The organism is Roseobacter sp. SK209-2-6 (assembly GCF_000169455.1).
GTDB lineage: Bacteria > Pseudomonadota > Alphaproteobacteria > Rhodobacterales > Rhodobacteraceae > Pseudophaeobacter.
The window spans coordinates 266,176-284,886 of record NZ_AAYC01000005.1 but is presented as its reverse complement, the minus strand read 5'-3'; the positions used below and the strand labels follow the sequence as shown (position 1 = coordinate 284,886).

Genomic DNA, 18,711 nt, shown 5'->3' with positions numbered 1-18,711 from the left:
TGGCAGCCGACCAGCGGTCGGCTGCGCCCGCGCGCCGTCGCTATGTCAGCTGATGGCTGCGAGACCGTTGTCGAGGGCGGAGAGGATTCCGGAAACATCTTCCGCCGTCAGGATAAGAGGCGGTGACAGGATAATATTAGGGCCGGAAACCCGCACCATGGCGCCGCTGCGATAGGCAGTGTCCTGCAGGATACCTGCAGACTTTTTGTCGATTGGGCCCTTGCTGGCACGGTCCGCGACCAATTCAATGGCGCACATCAGCCCGTGGCCACCACGCACATCTCCAATGGCTTGATGCTTCTCCTGCAGCCGCAAAAGGCCCTGATGCAATTCTTGGCCCCTTGCCGCAGCGTTTTCCTTCACATTGAGGCGCTTGGTCTCGGCAAGGCAGGTCAGCGCCGCAGCAGCACCCACGGGGTGGCCGGAATAGGTGTAGCCATGGCCGATGGCAGCCTTGCCGCTTTCGTCCTTTTCAAAGATCTCAGCCACATGCTCGGCAATCATCACCGCACCAAAGGGGAAATAACCATTGGTGATGGCCTTGGCAGTGCACATGAAGTCAGGCTGCACACCCCAGAGGCGCGACCCGGACCAGGAGCCGGTGCGGCCAAAGGCGGTAATCACCTCATCCGCGATCAGGAGAATGCCGTTTTTGGAGCAGATCTCCCGGACCCCAGGCATGAAGCTCTCATGCGGAGGGATGACGCCACCGGCCCCCAGGATGGGTTCCATGATGAAGGCCGCGATGGTGCCTGCGCCTTGGAAGGCAATCTCATCCTCCAGCGCCTGCAAGCAGAGCTGCGCCAGGCGCTCGGGGTCGCTCTCGTTGAAGGGGTTGCGATAGGTGTAGGGCGCCGGAATGTGGTGGCAGCCCGGCAGGAGTGGTTCGTACTGGGTGCGGAAATTGGCGTTTCCATTGACCGATGCGCCACCCATGTGAGTGCCGTGATAGCCTTTCTTTAGGCTCAGGAACTTGGTGCGCGCAGCCTCACCGCGGATTTTATGGTACTGACGGGCCAGGCGCAGGGCGGTTTCAACCGAATCCGATCCGCCGGAAGTGAAGAAGGCGCGGCTGAGCCCATCCGGGGCAAAGAACTCCCGCAGCTCTTCAGCCAGCTGGATCACCTGATCATTGGTTGTTCCACGGAAGGTGGAATAGTAGGGCAGCACGTCCAGCTGCGTGGTGATGGCGTCCTTCACGGGCTGGCAAGAAAAGCCGAGGTTCACATTCCAGAGCCCTCCCACGGCGTCAATGACCTCATGCCCGTCAATGTCGGTGATCCGCACCCCCTGCGCACCGGTGATGATGGCTGGCGGATTGGCCAGGCTGTCAGCCGGATGGGTCATCGGATGCCACATGGATCGGGCGTTATGTTCCTTGAGGAAATTGGAATCTTTCATGGGGTGAACTCCTGAGAGGGACCGGTTTGGGGCCGGAATAGGCAAAAGGCGAGGAGGGGCATCAGTGCCCCTCGTAGAAAGTGTAGCTGGCGGGGGGGCGTCCCCCGATCCGATGGGTCAGGTCCGCGCCTGCCCGGCAAAGGGCCTCACGGATCTTGGCCTGCTGAGGCGCGTCCATGCGCGAAGAGGGGGCAGCGACGGCCAATGCGCCCAGGGCATTGCCATCGGCGCCAAAGACCGGCACCGCATGGGAATGCACTTCCAGTTCAAAGCTGCCCTCGGTGCTGGAAAAGCCCTGGTTGCGGATTTCTTCCAGTTTGGCCCTGATCTCGTCCTGACTGGTGAGCGTGAGCTGTGTATGCGCCGTCATTGGCTGCGAGAGAATGCGGTCCACGAATTCCGGGTCGGAATAGGCGAGAATCGCCAGGCCAGAGCTGGTGGCGTGGTAGGTCACGGTCTGCGCGTCCTCCATGGTGACCTTGGTGGCATGGCGCGGCGAATAGGCATGGCTGAGGGTCTGAACCCAGCCATCATGGCCAAGGGAGACATGGGTGGTCTCACCGGTTTCCTCGCTCAACTCGCGCAAGATACGGCGAGAGACAGAGAGAATCGGGGTCGAGGCCTCACGCAGCGCAGCCAGGTGCAAAACCTGCGGTCCCAGCCGGTAGGCGCGGTCATTTTCACCCTGTTCCACGAATCCGCTCTCCTGCAACTCAGCCATAAGGCGGTAGACGGTCGCCTTGTTCATGCCCGACAGGCGGGTGAGGTCGCTCAGCCCGATTTCGGTGCGATCAGGTGCAAAAAAGCTAAGCAAAGACAGGGCTTTGGATACGGTTCCCATGATCGGGTTCTGGCTCCCACGTTTCTTGGTTTTTGCGGAGTGTTCGCGAAAAAGGAACACCCGGGATGTTATTTTGTTGACAGATAACCGGGTGGGCTGTCAATCTAAATTCAAACCAATGGTTCGAATAATGAACCAATCGAAGAAGACAGCCTAAACAGGGAGACGCAAATGAAACTGACAAATCTTGTGAAGGGCGCCGCGGTTGCGGCAGCTTTTGGACTCAGCGCAGTCGCCGCGCAGGCGGAGTACCCGGAAAAGCCGGTGAATTTTATCGTGCCGTGGCCTCCCGGTGATCTGGAGGACGTGCTGACCCGGATGATTGCGGATGACTTTCAGGCCAAATACGGCGTGGCAGCAGCCGTTGTGAACAAGCCCGGCGGCGGCGGCGGTCCTTTCCCGGGAGCGATCGAGGTCGCGAACGCGCCTGCGGATGGCTACACCGTTGGCTCTTTCGTGATTGGGGTGCCAGTCATGGGGCATCAGATCGACATTCCGCCGCTGACCCCGGCCAAATTTGATCCGCTCGGGATCTTCCTCACCTATCCCTTTGTCATCGCGGCAGCAGGCGACGCGCCCTACAGTTCGATGGAAGAACTGGCCTCTTACGCCAAGGAAAACGATGTCGCTCTGGGGCATTTCGGCGATGTGCTGACCCCGACTCAGGTCACCAAAGCTTTTGCCAAGAACGCGGGTTTTGAGTGGGGTTCTGATGCTGCCTTTGATGCGCTGGATTGCAATACCCTGGCCTCTGGTGATGCGGATGTGATCAACACCACGCTGCAACTGATCCTGCCCTGCCTGGATGATGTGAAGGTGCTGGTTTCCATTACCGATCAACGCATACCGCTGGTGCCGGACGCGCCCGCGATCGGCGAGCTGGACGCCAGCCTGAACATCGCGCTTTGGAACGGGCTTTTTGTATCTAAGGACACGCCGCAGGATGTGCGCGACAAGATCATTGCCGTGGCCCAGGAAACCGTGTTCAGCGAACGGGCGCAGGCCGTCGCCGATGAAACCGGTGCGCTGGTATACTGGCAAAACGCGGATGAGAGCGCTGCTCGCGTCTCCAATGATATCAGCACCATGGCCAAGATCGGCACGATCCTGGAGTAACCCTTTCTCTCTGGGTCGGGGCAAGAATGTATGCCCCGGCCAATTTCTCAGGCCTCCTGAAGCGCGAAAAGAAGACCTCCCGACATGACTACGGAACAAGAACGCCGCTTTGCCGGTCCCCGGCGCGGCCAGCTGATTTTTGCTCTGATCTTTCTGACTCTGTCAGCACTGCTCCTGGCGCTGATCGGTGAGCAAACTGCCTGGGTCAAAAAGACCAAGCTCTTTGCCCAGCCACGGTTCTGGCCGGCAGTCAGTCTTGGGGGGATGGTGCTCTTTGGGGCGTTGCACCTTTATCAACTGCCTTGGCGCCGGGTCTCTCGCTATGACCTCTGGGAGGCGCGGCAATGGGGGCGCAGCCTGGAATATGCGCTCTGGTTCATGGGCTATGTCTTTTTGGTGCCGCTGATCGGCTACTTACCTGTTACCCTTGCCTTTGTCCCATTGCTCGCGCGCCGCATGGGCTATCGGAGCCGCTTCATGATGTGGATCTGCGCCGGTTTTGCTGTTGCCGTAGTGGTGCTGTTCAAGGGGCTCCTGTCTGTCCGGATCCCGGGCGCGCTGCTCTATGAATACCTGCCTGGACCCCTGCGCAGTTTCTTCATCCTCTATCTCTGACGAAATGATCTAAGACCGGGGCCAATCATGGATCTCATCCTATCTGCAATAGACATTCTGATGCGCTGGGACGTTGCGCTGGCGCTGCTGGCGGGCTCTGTCGGAGGCGTGCTGATCGGCGCGATTCCGGGTGTTGGTCCGGCGGTGGCAATCGCGATCTTGCTGCCTGCAACCTTCTCGATGGATCCCATTGTAGGCCTGACGGTGCTCCTGGGGATCTATGGGTCGTCGATGTACGGCGGCGCCATTCCCGCCATTCTGATCAACACCCCGGGCACAGCGGTCAATGCGCTGACCACCTATGACGGCTATCCTATGACGGCGCGCGGCGAGCCGCGCCGGGCCCTCAGCCTGGCCTATTCCGCCAGTTTCTTCGGCGGGATCTTTTCCGTTATCTGCCTGATCCTCTTTGCGCCAGTGCTGGCCAAGGTGGCGCCGATGTTCGGCAGCCGTGAGATCTTCCTGGCTGCCCTTCTCGGGTTGCTTTTGGTGGTGGTGGCCCATCGCGGCCAGGCGCTGATCGCAGGGGCACTGGCCTGTCTCGGGATCTTCCTCAACTCCATCGGCATGGAGCCGGTGAAATACACCCAGCGTTACACCTTTGGGCAGGATTTTCTGGGCGGCGGCGTCAATTTGATCGTGGTGGTCCTGGGGCTCTTTGCCATCAGCCAGGCCTTTGTCCTCCTGATGGATGACGACGAAAAAGTGCATCTGACCAAGCTGCGCGGCGGCATGTTCCAGGGCCTGCGGGAGCTGGCACGGCATCCGCGTGTGGCAAGTGTTTCTGCCGGGTTTGGGGTGCTCATGGGAATGATCCCTGGCGTCGGCGAATTCACCGCACAGTTCATGTCCTACACCTATGCGCAGAAAAGCTCCAAACGCCCACAGGATTTCGGCAAGGGTTCCTCCGAAGGGCTGATTGCGGCAGAGACGGCGAACAATGCAGTGCCCGCTGCCGCTATGGTGCCGCTCCTGGCGCTGGGCATCCCGGGCGAGGCACTGACGGCGATGATGCTCTCTGTCTTCTACGTGCATAACGTGGTGCCGGGGCCGGGGCTGTTTCAGAACGATATGGACTTTGTCGTCGCGCTCTACCTAGCGCTCCTGGTGCTGAATGTCCTGGTTCTTGTCTTCCTGCTCTTTGCTACCAAATCGCTGATCCAGGTGGTGCGCATCCCCAACCGCTTTCTCGGCGTGCCATCTGACGCTCAGCTTTGTGGGGGTCTATTCTCTGCGCAACTCTGCCACCGATTGCCTGATCGCTGCGGGCTTTGGCTTCTTTGGCTTTGTGCTGAAGCGCCTGGCTCTGCCCGCAGTGCCGATTATTCTCGGCATGGTGCTGGGCGGTATCATGGAGGTGAAGCTGCGCGCTGGCATGGCCCGGGTCAAGGAACCCTGGGACTTCATCAACCGCCCCATCGCATTTATTCTGTTTTGTATCATCATCTTGGTCCTGGCGATGCATATCCGCCGCGTTTGGAAAGAACGCAGGGACCTGAAGGAGGCCGAATGGCAGACCAAAACCGCATCAACCAGCTTCGGCAAGCTCCTGTGGCGCCGCAAAAACTCTTTCTTGAAGGATCGTGGGAAGGAGGTTCGGGGGCGCCACTCGAAGTTACTTCGCCGATTGAAGGGTCTGTTCTGACCACCCTGGAGGGGGCATCTGCCACCGATGTCGAGCGCGCTGTCGCTGCAGCGCGGCGGGCATTCGAGGATGGCCGCTGGGCGAAACAGAGCCCCGCCGCACGGAAGAAGATCCTGCACCGTATTGCCGACCAGATCGAGGCAGAGGCTGTCGAACTGGCGGTTCTGGGCGTGCGCGACAATGGCACCGAGTTCAACATGGCGCTGAAAGCGGAACCGGGGTCGGCGGCCGGAACCTTCCGTTACTATGCCGAAGCCCTGGATAAGGTAGTCGGCGAAGTGGCGCCAACTGCGCCGGATGTTCTGGGCTTGGTGCATCGCGCACCGGTTGGCGTGGTCGGCGCCATCGTGCCCTGGAACTTCCCCCTGATGATCGGGGCCTGGAAACTGGCGCCTGCCTTGGCCATGGGTAATTCAGTGGTGTTGAAACCCGCAGAAACCGCCTCGCTTTCCTTGCTGCGGCTGGCAGAGATTTGTGCTGAATGCGGCTTGCCTGACGGGGTGCTGAACGTCGTCACCGGCAGCGGTGCTGAGACCGGTGCAGCTTTGGCCAATTCCATGGGTGTGGATGTGCTGACCTTTACCGGCTCCGGCGCAACCGGGCGCAAGCTGCTGGAGGCCTCGGCGCGCTCCAACCTGAAGCGCTGCTACCTGGAACTAGGCGGCAAGTCCCCGAACATTGTTTTCGCTGATACAAAGGACTTGGTAAAAGCGGCAAAGACCTCTGCCATGGGGATTTTTCGCAATTCTGGTCAGGTCTGCGTTGCGGGTTCGCGCCTCTTGGTCGAGTCTTCGGTGCATGACGAATTTGTAGCCCTGCTCAAAGCAGAGGCTGAGGCGCTGCGGGTTGGTGATCCGCTAGAACTTGATACTCAAATCGGGGCTGTGAATTCCGAGGATCAGTTGCGGCGCAATCTCTCCTTCATGGATATGGCGCGCGCCGAAGGAGGCCAGGTGGTGACCGGCGGTAGCCGCATTTTGGAAGAAACCGGCGGTTCTTATATGGCGCCCACGATTGTGACCCATGTGGCGCGCGACCACGCCCTGTTCCAGCGCGAGGTCTTCGGGCCTGTCCTAGCCGTAACCAAATTCGAAACCGAAGACGAGGCGCTGCGCCTCGCCAATGGCACCGACTTTGGCCTGGCCGCAGGCGTCTGGACTGCGGATCTGTCACGCGCCCATCGCATGGTTGCAGGTATCCGTGCAGGAGTTGTGCATGTGAATACCTATGGTGGCGCCGACAACACAGTGCCTTTGGGCGGGGTCGGCCAGTCCGGCAATGGTCATGACAAATCGCTGCATGCATTGGACAAATATGTCGATCTGAAAACCGCTTGGATCCAGCTGTGAGGCTAGGAAGGGGAACAGGTTTTGCGGGCAAAACCTGTGGCCTCCGGCGGGGTACTTTGAGAAAGATGAAATGAAGGGCGCCTGCGGCGTCCCAGGAGTGAGATGATGGCTGAAAAGACAATCCTGGTTGCGGGAACCTACGACACTAAGGATGACGAGCTGCATTACCTGGCCGAAGTGATCGAAGGCCAGGGCGGCAGGGTTCTGTCAATGGATGTGAGCGTGCTGGGTGACCCCAGTCGCCCGACAGATGTTAGTAAGCATCAGGTTGCAGAGGCCGGAGGCAGCTCCATTGCTGAGGCCATCGCCAGCGGTGATGAAAACACCGCCATGCAGATCATGGGGGCGGGATCTGCTGCCAAGGCGTTGGAGCTCTATCGCGAGGGGCGCATTGACGGAGTTATCGTTTTGGGCGGAACCATGGGCACCGATCTGGCGCTGGACCTTTGTGCAGCGTTACCTGTGGGTGTGCCGAAATATGTGGTGTCCACCGTGGCCTTCTCGCCCTTGATGCCGCCGGAACGGATCCCGGCAGATGTGCAGATGATCCTCTGGGCCGGTGGGCTCTATGGGCTGAACTCGATCTGTAAGGCATCTCTCAGCCAGGCGGCAGGGGCCGTGCTGGGCGCCGCCCGTGCGGTTGAGGCACCGCGTAGGGACAGGCCGCTGATTGGCATGACCTCTTTCGGCAAGACGGTGCTGCGCTACATGGTAACCCTGAAACCGGCGCTGGAAGAGCGTGGTTTCGAAGTGGCGGTGTTCCATGCCACCGGCATGGGTGGGCGTGCCTTTGAAAGCCTAGCAGGTGAGGGTGCTTTTGCTGCGGTGATGGATTTCGCGCCGCAGGAGGTTTCAAACCATCTTTTTGGCGGGCTTTCGGCAGGGGGGGATCGAATGACCAGTGCAGGGCGATCCGGAATACCGCAGCTGGTGGCGCCGGGGTGCTATGATCTGGTCGACTATGTGGGATGGCAAGGTGTGCCTAACCCACTGGAGGGGCGCCCAGTACATGCCCATAATCGGCTTCTGTCCTCCGCTGTCCTAGAGGCTGATGAGCGCCGACATGTGGCGCAGGAGATTGCGGTAAAACTCTCCTCGGCCCAGGCACCTGTTAGCCTCCTTTTGCCCAATCAGGGATGTAATGAGTGGGACCGGCCAGGTGGTGAGCTGCATGACGCGGAGGGCCTGGCTGCTTTCTGTGATGAGATGCGCCAAGCGGTGCCGGATAATGCCGACCTTGTGGAGATGGACTGTCATATCAATGATGCGCAGTTCTCTGCCAAAGTGTTGGAAATCTTTGATGCCTGGGTCAGGTCTGGTGTAGTTAGTGCCAAGAAATAGCTCACAAGGTGAGTTGTCATTCAAATCATCAGGACGCATCCGTGAAAACGGGTGCGTTTTTTCGTGAGGCCCCCCTAAATCCCGGAAGATTAGATTTTGCGTCAGGTAACGACTTGCTCCAGGAGCAAGGTCCATCTACGGTTGTTGCGAAAATCTAGAATATCATTCCGCATGTCGGAATTTTAGAGGGGGCTGTCACTTGTGGCGGCCAGAGACCTTGGCGGCAATGACGTAAGGTTTCGCGTGAGAGAATTGTGTCAGGCTTGGCCGGGAGGGATCGGCTGTGCCTAGATCGAGGGAACAATGATGCGGGCCAGGCGCAGACCGACCTGCGGAAGTTAGAAAGGTAAAAGCATGAGCGATGCTATCGAATATCAGCTCGAAGGCGAGATTGCGGTCCTCAAGGCGCAGAACCCGCCAGTGAATGCACTTGGCGTTGATATCCGCAAGGGGCTGCTGTCTGGGATTGAGCGTGCCGAGAGCGAAGGCGCAAAAGCAGTTTTGATCTATGGGGATGGTCGAACCTATTTTGCCGGAGCTGACATCAAGGAATTCGGCAAACCACCACAGGAACCCTGGTTGCCGGAACTCTGCAATCGCATCGAAGCTTCCCCTTTGGTCGTGGTCTCTGCCATGCATGGCACCGCACTCGGTGGCGGGCTGGAAGTCGCTCTCTCCTCTCATTACCGGATTGCTGTGCCTACAGCCAAAATGGGACTGCCTGAAGTGCATCTCGGCATTCTCCCGGGTGCCGGAGGGACACAGCGTTTGCCGCGTGTTGCGGGAACCGAAAAGGCACTGGAAATGATCACAACGGGCCGCCACATCGGTGCAAAGGAAGCGCTTGAGGCTGGGATCATTGACCGGATTGCCGAAGGTGAACCCCGTGAGATTGGCCTTGTCTATGCGCGCGAGTTGTTGAGTGCCGGGGCTGGGCGTCGCGCGGTTGGGGAAATGCCAGCACCTGCGGCCGTCGATTTTGATGCCATCTATGAGGCGACGTTGAAGAAGGGCAGGGGGCAGCTGTCTCCCGCGACCTGCGTGCGCGCTGTTCAGGCCGCCGCCGAGGCGCCCAGCCTGGAAGAAGGTCTGAAACGCGAACGCGAATTGTTCATGGAGCTGATGAACTCAGATCAACGCCTGGGCCTCATCCATGCGTTTTTCTCTGAGCGCGCGGTGAGCAAGCTGCCAGAACTCAAAGGTGTTGAACCACGGCAGCTGGCATCTATCGGGGTCATCGGGGGCGGCACCATGGGCGCAGGCATTGCCACTGCCGCGCTTCTCTCTGGCCTGTCTGTTGTCATGCTGGAGATGAGCGAGGAAGCGGCTGCTGCGGCCAAAGGACGGATTGCTGGTAATCTGCAGGGTGCCCTGAAAAGGGGGAAAATCTCTGAAGAGCAATTCGCGCAGTTGACGGAAGAGGCCCTGAGCCTGGCGACCGGATATGAGGCTCTGAGCGATGTGGATCTGGTGATTGAGGCCGTCTTTGAAGAGATGTCCGTCAAGAAAGAGGTCTTTGGCAAACTCGATGCCGTTTGCAAGAAAGGGGCCATCCTTGCTTCCAACACCTCTTATCTGGATGTGAATGAGATCGCGGCTGCAACTTCGCGCCCTGAGGACGTGATCGGGCTGCATTTCTTCTCTCCAGCGCATGTCATGAAGCTGCTGGAGGTGGTTGTCGCAGATAAGACTGCTTTGGATGTTGTTGCGACCGGGTTTGAACTGGGCAAGCGGCTCAAGAAAATCTCGGTGCGGGCAGGAGTCTGCGACGGGTTTATCGGAAATCGCATCCTGGCAACTTATCGCAAAGCGGCGGATCATATGGTTCTGGATGGGGCCTCACCCTATCAGATCGACAAGGCATTGACCGAATTTGGCTTTGCCATGGGGCCATTTGCGGTGGCGGATCTTGCGGGGCTTGATATCGGCTGGGCTGTGCGCAAACGCAAACGGGCCGAGGGTATGGATCCACGCGATCGCGACAGTTCTTACGCCGACAAAATGTGTGAGGCAGGCAATTTCGGCCAGAAGACCGGCAAGGGCTACTATGTCTATGAAGCTGGCAAGAGGGGTGGAACCCCAAATCCCGAAGTCTCTGACCTAATCGCGGCGGAACGCGCAGAGCAGGGGATTACCCCGCGCGCCTTTACGGATGAGGAAATCCTCAACCGCTATATGGCTGCCATGGTCAATGAAGCCGCCAAGGTGGTGGGAGAAGGGATCGCGCGCAGGCCGCTTGATGTCGATATGACACTGCTCTTTGGTTACGGTTTCCCGCGCTATCGCGGTGGCCCGCTGAAATGGGCCGATATTCAAGGTTTGGATAAGATCCTGAATAATATCAAAAGCTACGCCGAAGAAGATGCCTATTTCTGGGAAGCTGCCCCCCTGCTGGAAACACTGGTGGCCGAGGGCCGCAGCTTTGATGATCTGAACAAGGAGAACAGCTGATGAAACAGGCCGTTATCGTTTCTGCCGCTCGGACTGGACTGGCAAAGTCCTTCCGGGGATCCTTTAACATGACCCATGGCGCAACCATGGGGGGCCATGCAGTTGGGGCCGCTGTTGCCCGGGCAGGCCTGGAAGGCAGCGAAATAGAGGATTGCATCATCGGTTGTGGCCTGCCTGAAGGGGAAACAGGTGGCAACATAGGCCGACAGATCGCTATCCGGGCTGGTCTGCCTGTGACAGCCTCGGGAATGACCGTGAACCGCTTCTGTTCCTCCGGTCTGCAAAGTATCGCCCTGGCAGCTCAGTCAATCACCGAGGGCGGTTCTGGCCCCATGGTTGCCGGCGGGGTTGAGAGTATCTCGATGGTGCAGGCAAAGATGCGCCCTGCTCCTGACCCTTGGATCCTGGAGCATAAGCCTGCGATCTACATGACCATGATTGAAACCGCGGACATCGTGGCAAAACGCTATGGCATCAGCCGTGAGGCGCAGGACGAATATGGCCTGCGCAGCCAGCAGCGGATTGCGGCGGCGCAGGAAGGCGGGGTCTTTGCGGATGAGATTGTTCCCATGCAGGCGGCCATGGCCGTTAAGGACAAGGAAACCGGTGAAATCAGCCAGCGCGAAGTGACCGTGGACCGGGATGAGTGTAACCGGCCTGGCACGACGTTGGAGGGGCTCTCGGGGCTGGATCCGGTGCGCGGTGAAGGTCAATTCATCACCGCCGGCAATGCCAGCCAATTGTCGGATGGTGCCGCAGCGGTTGTTCTGATGGACAGCAAGGAAGCTGAGCAGCGCGGTATCGAAGCTATGGGCGCCTTCAAGGGGTTCTGTGTTGCGGGTTGCGAGCCGGATGAGATGGGCATTGGTCCGGTCTTTGCCGTGCCGCGTCTGTTGGAGCGCCATGGTCTTAAAGTGGATGACATTGATCTCTGGGAGCTGAACGAAGCCTTTGCCAGCCAGGCTCTCTATTGTCGGGATCGTCTGGGCATCGACGATGCAAAATGCAACGTGAATGGCGGCTCTATCGCCATCGGCCACCCCTTTGGCATGACCGGGGCCAGAATGACGGGGCACCTCCTGCGTGAGGGTAAACGTCGCGGTGCCAAGTTGGGAGTGGTCACCATGTGTATCGGCGGCGGCATGGGGGCAGCAGGTCTCTTTGAGATCTTCTGATCCGCCAAAGAAATGAAGCAAGGGGCGCCGCGCCCCTCCATCGAGGAGGGGCACGGCGCGGGTTCTGGCCAGGGCCAGAACCCAGGGTTCCAATACAGCGTACGGGGAGACAGCGTGAAATGGATCTGAGTTACTCACCGGAAGAAGAGCGCTTTCGCGCGGAGGTCCGCCAGTTTCTGGAACAGAAGCTGCCAGCAGAAATGTCTGAAGCGATGCGCTTGGGGCGTAGTATTGGAAAAGAAGGACATGATCGCTGGCACGCGATCCTGAATGAACAGGGCTGGCTGGCGCCCAATTGGCCCGTTCAGTTCGGGGGCTGCGCCTGGAACGCGGTTCAGCGCCATATCTTTGAGGAGGAATGCTGCCGGGCCCATGCACCAAGGATCGTGCCCTTTGGGCTCTCGATGCTGGCACCGGTCTTGCAGAAGTTTGGCTCCAAGGCGCAACAGGATCACTACCTGCCACGGATCCTCTCCGGTGAAGACTGGTGGTGCCAAGGCTATTCTGAGCCAGGTGCCGGGTCTGACCTTGCTAGTCTCAAAACCCGCGCGGTGCGAGAGGGCGATCACTATGTGGTCAACGGTCAGAAAACCTGGACCACCCTGGGGCAATACGCCAATTGGATTTTCTGCCTGGTCCGCACCGATCCAGATGCCAAACAGCAGCAGGGGATCTCTTTCCTGCTGATCGACATGGATACCCCAGGCATTGAGGTGCGCCCGATCATTCTCTTGGATGGCACCCATGAGGTTAATGAGATCTGGTTCACCGATGTAAAAGTACCGGTGGAAAACCTGGTTGGGGAGGAAAACAAAGGTTGGACCTATGCCAAGTATCTCTTGACCCATGAGCGTACCAATATCGCTGGTGTTGGCTTCAGTCGCGCAGGGCTGGAAGCGGTGAAGCGTATGGCGCGCGCTCAGATGCATCGCGGCCGCCCACTGATCGAAAACCCGCATTTTGCTGCGCGTCTGGCGCAGGCCGAAATTGACCTGATGGCTATGGCCACCACCAATCTGCGCATCATTTCGCGTGCGGCGGCAGGGCAGGCGCCGGGCGTTGAGAGCTCCATGCTCAAGGTGAAGGGGACGGAAATTCGGCAGGAAATCAATGATCTGGCACGCCGTGCTGCGGGTGTCTATGCGATGCCCTTTGCCTCTGAAGCGGTTGAAAGCGGCAATGAGCCGGGCCTCGGCCCAGAAGGCAGTGAAGCGGTTGCCGCGCAGTATTTCAACAACCGAAAGCTTTCTATTTTTGGTGGCTCAAACGAGATCCAAAAGAACATCATCGCAAAGGTAAAGCTGGGAGGCAGGGCATGAATTTCGAACTGACCGAAGAGCGCCAGATGCTGCAGGACAGCCTGCGTCGTTTCCTGCGGGACCATCAGAAAGCACTGCAAGCCAGCACACTGTTGGGCGCTGGTGGAGAGGAAGGCGCCAGGGGCTTTGACGCGGAGATCTGGCGCAAGCTCTCTGAGCTTGGTGTGATAGGTGCTCTGTTCAGCGAAGCGGATGGAGGGTTTGGTGGCCAGGGTTTTGATCTGACAACGGTGTTTGAAGAGCTGGGCCGAGCAGGAGCGGTGGAGCCGGTGCTGGATACCGGCGTTCTATGTGGCAGTCTTATCGCTGATCTGGGCAATAAAGATCAGCGCGCCTTCTTGGCCGACCTGATCGAGGGCAACCTGCAGCTTGCTTTGGCCCATGGCGAGGCCAATAGCCGCTATGACCTCGCCCAGGTTGAGGCACTGGCAAAGACCAGCGCAGATGCAATTGTCCTGAGTGGACGCAAGGCCGTCGTCGTGAATGCGGAAGCTGCGGATGTTCTGCTGGTTTCGGCCCGGGAGGACGGGGCCAGCGGTGCGGAAGAAGGGATCTCGCTCTTTCTTGTTCCGCGTGGGACTGCGGGTCTTTCCCTCAGGGGGTACCCGTTGATGGCCGGTGGCCGCGCTGCCGAAGTGGATCTGGATGAAGTCCATCTGCCTCTTTCCGCACGCCTGGGAGAACGAGGTCAAGCCCATGAAGCCCTGCTGCGGGCACGGGCACGCTCTGAGGTCGCACTTGCTGCTGAGACCTTGGGTGCGATGGAAACCGCTGTCGATCTGACTAAGGAGTATCTGGGAACGCGGCAGCAATTTGGTCGTCCGATTGGCACCTTCCAGGCTTTGCAGCATCGTATGGCGCAAATGTTGATCGAGTTGGAGCAAGCGCGCTCTGCCGTAATCAATGCCGCTGGCCACCTTGAAAGCCCGTCAACGGCAGAGAGGGATCTGCAAATTGCAGCGGCTCGCAACCTGATTGGCCGCGCAGGCCGACTTATCGCGGAAGAAGCCATACAAATGCATGGTGGTATCGCCATGACGCAGGAATACGAATTGGCCCATTTTGCCAAACGTATCATCATGGCCGATCATCGGTTTGGCGACACTGACACTCAACTGGAGCGCTTCATTGACCTCTCTGCCGCCTGACGGTTCCGATAGTTTTCAAATCAACGATCCGGGATGCCAGCAGATGGTGGGCTATGAGACCACCATCAATCGCACCACTGGTGAGTGCTGCGTGACATTGGATCTGGAGCCGCGGCATCTAAACCGCCATGGCATTCTGCACGGCGGCATGGCGGCGACACTCTTGGATGTGGTCTGTGGCAATACGGCTTCGCAGTTTTTTGACCCAGAGGGGCACGCGCCGCTGGTCACGGTCTCTCTGAACATTTCCTACGTTGCTGCGGCAAAGGGTGGGCGCGTGAAAGCGCTTGCTCAGGCAAAGGGGGGCGGCGCCTCGGTCGCGCATATCTATGGCGAGCTTCTGGATGAGGAGGGGCGCCTACTGGCGACAGCGACGGGCATCTTTAAGAGGATCCGCAAATGACAAGTTTGGCGAGGCTGGAAGACCTTGGCGATCGGGCTGTGGTCATCAATATGAATTCCTCGCGACGTGGGGCATTGTCCGAAGACCTCTATGAGGCAATTGCGGCCGCTCTGACATTGGCGCAGGAAAGCCGTATTCGCGTCATTCTGCTCACCTCCGAAGGGGGCTTTTTCTGCGCGGGAGGGGATCTGACGGTTCTGGTCAACCGCAGAGAGTTGAGCGAGAGCGAGCGCCGCGAAAAGATCGAGAACCTACACGATCTGATCAAGGGGCTGCGGGCGGCACCTGTTCCGGTCATTTCGGTGGTCGAGGGGGGCGCTGCAGGGGCCGGGGTGTCGCTAGCACTGGCGGCGGATTTGATCGTGGCCGAGCAAGGGGCGCAGTTCACGGCCGCCTATGTGAAGGCTGGCCTCGTGCCGGATGGGGGGCTGACCGCGTCATTGGCGCGTATGTTGCCACGTCCACTTGCGATGGAGATGTGCCTTCTGGCGCGTCCACAATCCGCTGATCGCCTGGCTGAGCTTGGGGTGGTCAATGCTGTGGTTTCTGCCGGGCAGGGGGTGTCCACGGCAATGAAACTCGCGGATGAGCTCTGCGTAGGCCCCGCCAAAGCACAAAATTCCATTAAGAGCCTGGTGAACAAGTCCTATGAGACAAGTGAGGATGAGCAACTTGGCCTGGAGCGGGACGCCATGGCCAAGGCCACCGGGAGCAGGGAGGCCGGCGAAGGTATCGCCGCGTTCCTGCAAAAACGGGCACCGGAGTTTCGGGATATCTGACCACCAAAGTAGAAAGTGAACGCAAACAAGGGGAAAGCGACCATGCAATTCTGGCACGACCTATTGACCCGGCAGGTAGAGCAGCGCCCGAATGCGGCCGCTCTGCGCGATAGCCTTGGGGTTTCCTGGAGCTTCCGTGAGCTGGCAGATGCCAGCGCAGCTTCTGCTGAGGTCCTGACGGATGCAGGTGTCCGTCCTGGAGATCGTGTGCTGGTTTTGTCCGAAAACTGCTGCGCGGTGGTGGCGACCCTGATGGCGATCTCGCAGCTTGGGGCGATTGCGGTTCCGGTGAATGCGCGGATGAGTGCTGATGAGGTGGACAAGATCCTCAGTCATGCGGAGCCAAAAGTGATCCTTTGTTCTAGTCAGGTCTCGGAACCCGCAAGGCGCCATGCAGAGAGGCTGAAGGCCACAGAGGTTCATGGGAAATTTGGTCAATTTCACATGGCTGTTCAGGACGGAGGCAGCAGAGATGCCCCTGCTGAGGTTGCGGTCCTTCTTTATACGACCGGGACTACCGGTGCGCCCAAAGGGGTCATGTTAAGCCATGGAAACCTGCTCTTTGGGGGGCGGGCCTCAGCCGAGTTGCGAGATATGCAGCCGGGTGATCTGGTCTATGGGGTGTTGCCGATGACCCATGTTTTTGGACTGGCTTCGGTGATGACAGCAGCTTTGTTTGCCGGGGCAGAGGTTTGGCTTGAAGCACGTTTCTCTGCCGAAAACCTATACCAGGCCCTCCGCGCAGGGGTGACCCGGCTAGCCGCAGTCCCGCAGATGCATGCGCTGGTCATGCAATATGCCAAAGAACAAGGGTTGGAAAAACTGGGCAGCACGTCGTTGCAATATGTCTCTTCGGGGGCAGCCCCCTTAGACCCAGACTGGAAACGCAGAGCCGAAGCCTTCTATGGTGTCGCCCTGCAAAACGGCTATGGCATGACCGAAGCCACGGCGGGTATCTGTGCGACACGCAACAGCAGTCTTGGCAATCCGGACATTTCCACAGGTCCACCGTTGCCCGGAGTGGAGGTGCGGATCTCGCAAGGCGTTGCAGGTGGCGGCGATGGTTTGGGCGAAGTGCAGCTGCGAGGCCCAAATGTAATGCTGGGCTACTACAAAAACCCAGAAGAAACCGACAAGGTTCTGGATGCGCAAGGGTGGCTAAGCAGTGGCGATATCGGACGGCTTGATGAGCGTGGTTTCCTTCATATCGAGGGGCGTTCGAAGGAGCTGATCATTCGTGGTGGGTTTAACATCTTTCCCCCCGAAGTGGAGGCTGCACTGAATGCTCATCCAAAGGTCGTGCAATCCGCGGTGGTTGGCCGTTTGGTCAAAGGTGATGAGGAAGTCATCGCCTTTGTCGAAGCCAGTCCTGCAGGGGCACTCGATGCGGAGGAGCTGGGCGATTTCGTCAAATCGCAGCTCGTGGCCTATAAGTGTCCCTCTCATATCGTCATAACGGAAAAACTGCCCGCAGCACCCACAGGAAAGATCCTTAAACACCAGCTTTTACAACACTTTGCTCAGGAGCTTGGTTGAGCGCCGTTTGTGGGGGCGGGAAAAAGACGAGTTGCCCCTTTCGCAGAGACACGGGCGAGCGGCAACGGGCATATGCTTGGTTTATCCCTGCAGGGAGCCAGGAAAAAAAATCGCACTTGCTGCACCCGGGTACGCCAGATGACCCAAAACGCCATTTTTTGAATGATGGCGGAGACGAAGGGATTCGAACCCTCGAAACGGTTTCCCGTTTACTCCCTTAGCAGGGGAGCGCCTTCGACCACTCGGCCACGTCTCCGCGGACGGGTATATCCTTGCATGTATGAGGAAGACAAGCGCTATTTGGTGGAAAATGTGTTTTTCTGAGATTTTGGCTTAAGGATCTGAAATGTAACGTTGTTTTTATCTTTAGGCGCCACGAAAACAAAGGTGGTGACTTGAACGCGCTTTTGCTTTTGAGCCTCAGAAGGCGACCCATCTTAGCTGAGGGCACTGGCCTGCGATTGGATTGACTGCTGGTTGTTCTGTTGCGGATCAGGGGCGCGCGGATCAGGGGAATGGCCAAGCGCCGATGATGGTCGCATGTAGGTGCAGAGCCCCCACCCAAAAAAACAATCCCAAAGCGACGCGGAGACTCAGCGTGCGGAAATTCTGTTTCCACCAAACCTTTTGGAAAACTGGGGCAAGCGAGAACCAAGAGGTTTTTGTGAGGAGCTCATTCTCTTGGGTTTCGCTTAGGCGTTTAGCTTTGAGGTCAAATCCCCACATGGCCAGCATGGGGAAGGCGGCAAAACTGCCAAAGAGCAGCGCATGGGCCAGATCTCCATTGGCAAGGAGGTGCACAAGTGCCCAAATCAGCAGGGCCAGCAGCAATGGATGACGGCTGACCGCGGCAATGCCAGGGTGTTTTGGATCAAATTCAGCCGTGGATTTACCGCCGAGTGTATGGGGGTTCTTCACCCCGATACCGCAGGTCGTCAGCAGAAAAACAAAGGGCATTGCGAGGTTCACAAGCCAGCGCATCCAGCTTTCTTGGGGCCAAAGCTTGACATAGGGGGCTTGACCCGCGGCATGGATAACCCAGGCCAAAAGGACCAGCGAAAGAATGCCATATCCAGCGAAGTAAATGCGTCGACCCAGGCGCACGATCAGTTTCTCACGTATCCCTCCGATGCGGGGAAGAAAATGACTGCCGAGAAATGCGCCCATCGCGAATGCAAACCCGGCCCAATCCATCATCGTTTTTCTGCCTCTGCGATCAGTCTCATTATATGGGTGCCGAACCACCAGCCAACCGGCAGCGCCAGCGGCACGGCCCAGACCATGGCTTCATAGGGGGTAAGTGCCCGCCATCCAAGGCTTTGTGTGATCAGGCTGGCAAAAAACAGATTGACGGCAACAGCGCCCCAGCCAAAGGGATAGAGCCCAGCCTGCAGCCGCCATGAGGGGCGGTGTTTCATCTGCGGTTGACCAGATAATGTACGGCACCCAGCATCAAGATCATGACAATGGAAGCGATGAGGAAGGTCACCTCGGCAGCGGCTGTTTGTGGCAAGGGAATGGGGCGTTCGAACCCTTCGGCCAGTGCGGGCAGGGGTAGCAGGGCAAGTGAGAGAGGCAAAAGGTTCTTCATG

The 18,711-nt window shown here is 58.6% G+C and carries 16 protein-coding genes, 1 tRNA gene and 1 pseudogene; 12 read left to right on the top strand and 6 right to left on the bottom strand.

The genetic code is table 11. From position 1 onward, the window contains the following. Positions 1-45: 45 nt before the first annotated feature. Both RSK20926_RS10390 and RSK20926_RS10385 read right to left on the bottom strand, forming a co-directional pair. Positions 46-1,401 (bottom strand): aspartate aminotransferase family protein, encoded by a 1,356-nt coding sequence (locus tag RSK20926_RS10390; RefSeq protein ID WP_008206484.1) that lies wholly within the window; start codon positions 1,399-1,401, stop codon positions 46-48. A gap of 61 nt (positions 1,402-1,462) precedes the next feature. Continuing rightward, the gene (locus RSK20926_RS10385; protein ID WP_037254674.1) at positions 1,463-2,242 is read right to left on the bottom strand and encodes an IclR family transcriptional regulator; all 780 of its coding nucleotides are present in this window, start codon (positions 2,240-2,242) and stop codon (positions 1,463-1,465) included. Between the two features lie 171 nt (positions 2,243-2,413). Here RSK20926_RS10385 and RSK20926_RS10380 point away from each other — a divergent pair, with 171 nt between their 5' ends. The 12 genes and pseudogenes from RSK20926_RS10380 to RSK20926_RS10325 all read left to right on the top strand — a co-directional run bounded on the left by RSK20926_RS10380 (position 2,414) and on the right by RSK20926_RS10325 (position 17,119). Continuing rightward, on the top strand, positions 2,414-3,358 hold the full coding sequence (locus RSK20926_RS10380) for a tripartite tricarboxylate transporter substrate-binding protein (protein WP_008206480.1): 945 nt from the start codon (positions 2,414-2,416) through the stop codon (positions 3,356-3,358). Positions 3,359-3,442: 84 nt separating this feature from the next. Further along, the gene (locus RSK20926_RS10375) at positions 3,443-3,973 is read left to right on the top strand and encodes a tripartite tricarboxylate transporter TctB family protein (RefSeq protein ID WP_008206479.1); all 531 of its coding nucleotides are present in this window, start codon (positions 3,443-3,445) and stop codon (positions 3,971-3,973) included. 27 nt (positions 3,974-4,000) lie between these two features. Beyond that, positions 4,001-5,107: pseudogene (locus RSK20926_RS10370) on the top strand (tripartite tricarboxylate transporter permease); the annotation flags it as partial. A 375-nt stretch (positions 5,108-5,482) separates the two neighbouring features. Then, positions 5,483-6,967, top strand: coding sequence for an aldehyde dehydrogenase family protein (locus tag RSK20926_RS10365; protein WP_232281877.1), 1,485 nt, complete (start codon positions 5,483-5,485; stop codon positions 6,965-6,967). A gap of 102 nt (positions 6,968-7,069) precedes the next feature. Next, complete coding sequence (locus RSK20926_RS10360; protein ID WP_008206476.1) at positions 7,070-8,308, top strand: Tm-1-like ATP-binding domain-containing protein; 1,239 nt, start codon at positions 7,070-7,072, stop codon at positions 8,306-8,308. Positions 8,309-8,662: 354 nt separating this feature from the next. Further along, the gene (locus tag RSK20926_RS10355; RefSeq protein ID WP_008206474.1) at positions 8,663-10,759 is read left to right on the top strand and encodes an FAD-dependent oxidoreductase; all 2,097 of its coding nucleotides are present in this window, start codon (positions 8,663-8,665) and stop codon (positions 10,757-10,759) included. Beyond that, positions 10,759-11,934: an acetyl-CoA C-acyltransferase gene (locus RSK20926_RS10350; protein ID WP_008206472.1), complete on the top strand. Its 1,176-nt coding sequence runs from the start codon at positions 10,759-10,761 to the stop codon at positions 11,932-11,934. The genes RSK20926_RS10355 and RSK20926_RS10350 overlap by 1 nt, the downstream gene beginning before the upstream one ends. Positions 11,935-12,053: 119 nt before the next feature. After that, positions 12,054-13,253: an acyl-CoA dehydrogenase family protein gene (locus RSK20926_RS10345; protein ID WP_008206471.1), complete on the top strand. Its 1,200-nt coding sequence runs from the start codon at positions 12,054-12,056 to the stop codon at positions 13,251-13,253. Further along, a complete protein-coding gene (locus RSK20926_RS10340) occupies positions 13,250-14,401 on the top strand; it encodes an acyl-CoA dehydrogenase family protein (RefSeq protein ID WP_008206470.1) in 1,152 nt (383 codons plus the stop codon). Before RSK20926_RS10345 ends, RSK20926_RS10340 begins: the two co-directional genes overlap by 4 nt. Then, on the top strand, positions 14,382-14,804 hold the full coding sequence (locus RSK20926_RS10335; protein ID WP_008206469.1) for a PaaI family thioesterase: 423 nt from the start codon (positions 14,382-14,384) through the stop codon (positions 14,802-14,804). Before RSK20926_RS10340 ends, RSK20926_RS10335 begins: the two co-directional genes overlap by 20 nt. Next, positions 14,801-15,583, top strand: a complete 783-nt coding sequence (locus RSK20926_RS10330) for an oxepin-CoA hydrolase, alternative type (RefSeq protein ID WP_008206468.1) — start codon at positions 14,801-14,803, stop codon at positions 15,581-15,583. The genes RSK20926_RS10335 and RSK20926_RS10330 overlap by 4 nt, the downstream gene beginning before the upstream one ends. Before the next feature lie 42 nt (positions 15,584-15,625). After that, positions 15,626-17,119 carry a class I adenylate-forming enzyme family protein gene (locus tag RSK20926_RS10325; protein WP_008206467.1) on the top strand — a complete coding sequence of 498 codons (1,494 nt, stop codon included), beginning with the start codon at positions 15,626-15,628 and terminating at the stop codon, positions 17,117-17,119. Between the two features lie 166 nt (positions 17,120-17,285). Here the strand turns inward: RSK20926_RS10325 and RSK20926_RS10320 are convergent. The 4 genes from RSK20926_RS10320 to RSK20926_RS23020 form a co-directional block, all read right to left on the bottom strand. Further along, positions 17,286-17,375: transfer RNA gene (locus RSK20926_RS10320), tRNA-Ser, on the bottom strand. A 251-nt stretch (positions 17,376-17,626) separates the two neighbouring features. Continuing rightward, positions 17,627-18,286 (bottom strand): NnrU family protein, encoded by a 660-nt coding sequence (locus tag RSK20926_RS10315; protein WP_232281874.1) that lies wholly within the window; start codon positions 18,284-18,286, stop codon positions 17,627-17,629. Positions 18,287-18,312: 26 nt separating this feature from the next. Continuing rightward, positions 18,313-18,537: a hypothetical protein gene (locus RSK20926_RS10310; RefSeq protein ID WP_008206465.1), complete on the bottom strand. Its 225-nt coding sequence runs from the start codon at positions 18,535-18,537 to the stop codon at positions 18,313-18,315. Beyond that, complete coding sequence (locus RSK20926_RS23020) at positions 18,534-18,710, bottom strand: hypothetical protein (protein WP_008206464.1); 177 nt, start codon at positions 18,708-18,710, stop codon at positions 18,534-18,536. The genes RSK20926_RS10310 and RSK20926_RS23020 overlap by 4 nt, the downstream gene beginning before the upstream one ends. Position 18,711 lies beyond the last annotated feature (1 nt).

Bases quoted from the DNA above. Each gene is read 5' to 3' on its own strand.
- RSK20926_RS10390 (WP_008206484.1), bottom strand. From the start codon at position 1,401: ATGAAAGATTCCAATTTCCTCAAGGAACATAACGCCCGATCCATGTGG.
- RSK20926_RS10385 (WP_037254674.1), bottom strand. From the start codon at position 2,242: ATGGGAACCGTATCCAAAGCCCTGTCTTTGCTTAGCTTTTTTGCACCT.
- RSK20926_RS10380 (WP_008206480.1), top strand. From the start codon at position 2,414: ATGAAACTGACAAATCTTGTGAAGGGCGCCGCGGTTGCGGCAGCTTTT.
- RSK20926_RS10375 (WP_008206479.1), top strand. From the start codon at position 3,443: ATGACTACGGAACAAGAACGCCGCTTTGCCGGTCCCCGGCGCGGCCAG.
- RSK20926_RS10365 (WP_232281877.1), top strand. From the start codon at position 5,483: ATGGCAGACCAAAACCGCATCAACCAGCTTCGGCAAGCTCCTGTGGCG.
- RSK20926_RS10360 (WP_008206476.1), top strand. From the start codon at position 7,070: ATGATGGCTGAAAAGACAATCCTGGTTGCGGGAACCTACGACACTAAG.
- RSK20926_RS10355 (WP_008206474.1), top strand. From the start codon at position 8,663: ATGAGCGATGCTATCGAATATCAGCTCGAAGGCGAGATTGCGGTCCTC.
- RSK20926_RS10350 (WP_008206472.1), top strand. From the start codon at position 10,759: ATGAAACAGGCCGTTATCGTTTCTGCCGCTCGGACTGGACTGGCAAAG.
- RSK20926_RS10345 (WP_008206471.1), top strand. From the start codon at position 12,054: ATGGATCTGAGTTACTCACCGGAAGAAGAGCGCTTTCGCGCGGAGGTC.
- RSK20926_RS10340 (WP_008206470.1), top strand. From the start codon at position 13,250: ATGAATTTCGAACTGACCGAAGAGCGCCAGATGCTGCAGGACAGCCTG.
- RSK20926_RS10330 (WP_008206468.1), top strand. From the start codon at position 14,801: ATGACAAGTTTGGCGAGGCTGGAAGACCTTGGCGATCGGGCTGTGGTC.
- RSK20926_RS10325 (WP_008206467.1), top strand. From the start codon at position 15,626: ATGCAATTCTGGCACGACCTATTGACCCGGCAGGTAGAGCAGCGCCCG.
- RSK20926_RS10315 (WP_232281874.1), bottom strand. From the start codon at position 18,286: ATGGGCGCATTTCTCGGCAGTCATTTTCTTCCCCGCATCGGAGGGATA.
- RSK20926_RS10310 (WP_008206465.1), bottom strand. From the start codon at position 18,537: ATGAAACACCGCCCCTCATGGCGGCTGCAGGCTGGGCTCTATCCCTTT.
- RSK20926_RS23020 (WP_008206464.1), bottom strand. From the start codon at position 18,710: ATGAAGAACCTTTTGCCTCTCTCACTTGCCCTGCTACCCCTGCCCGCA.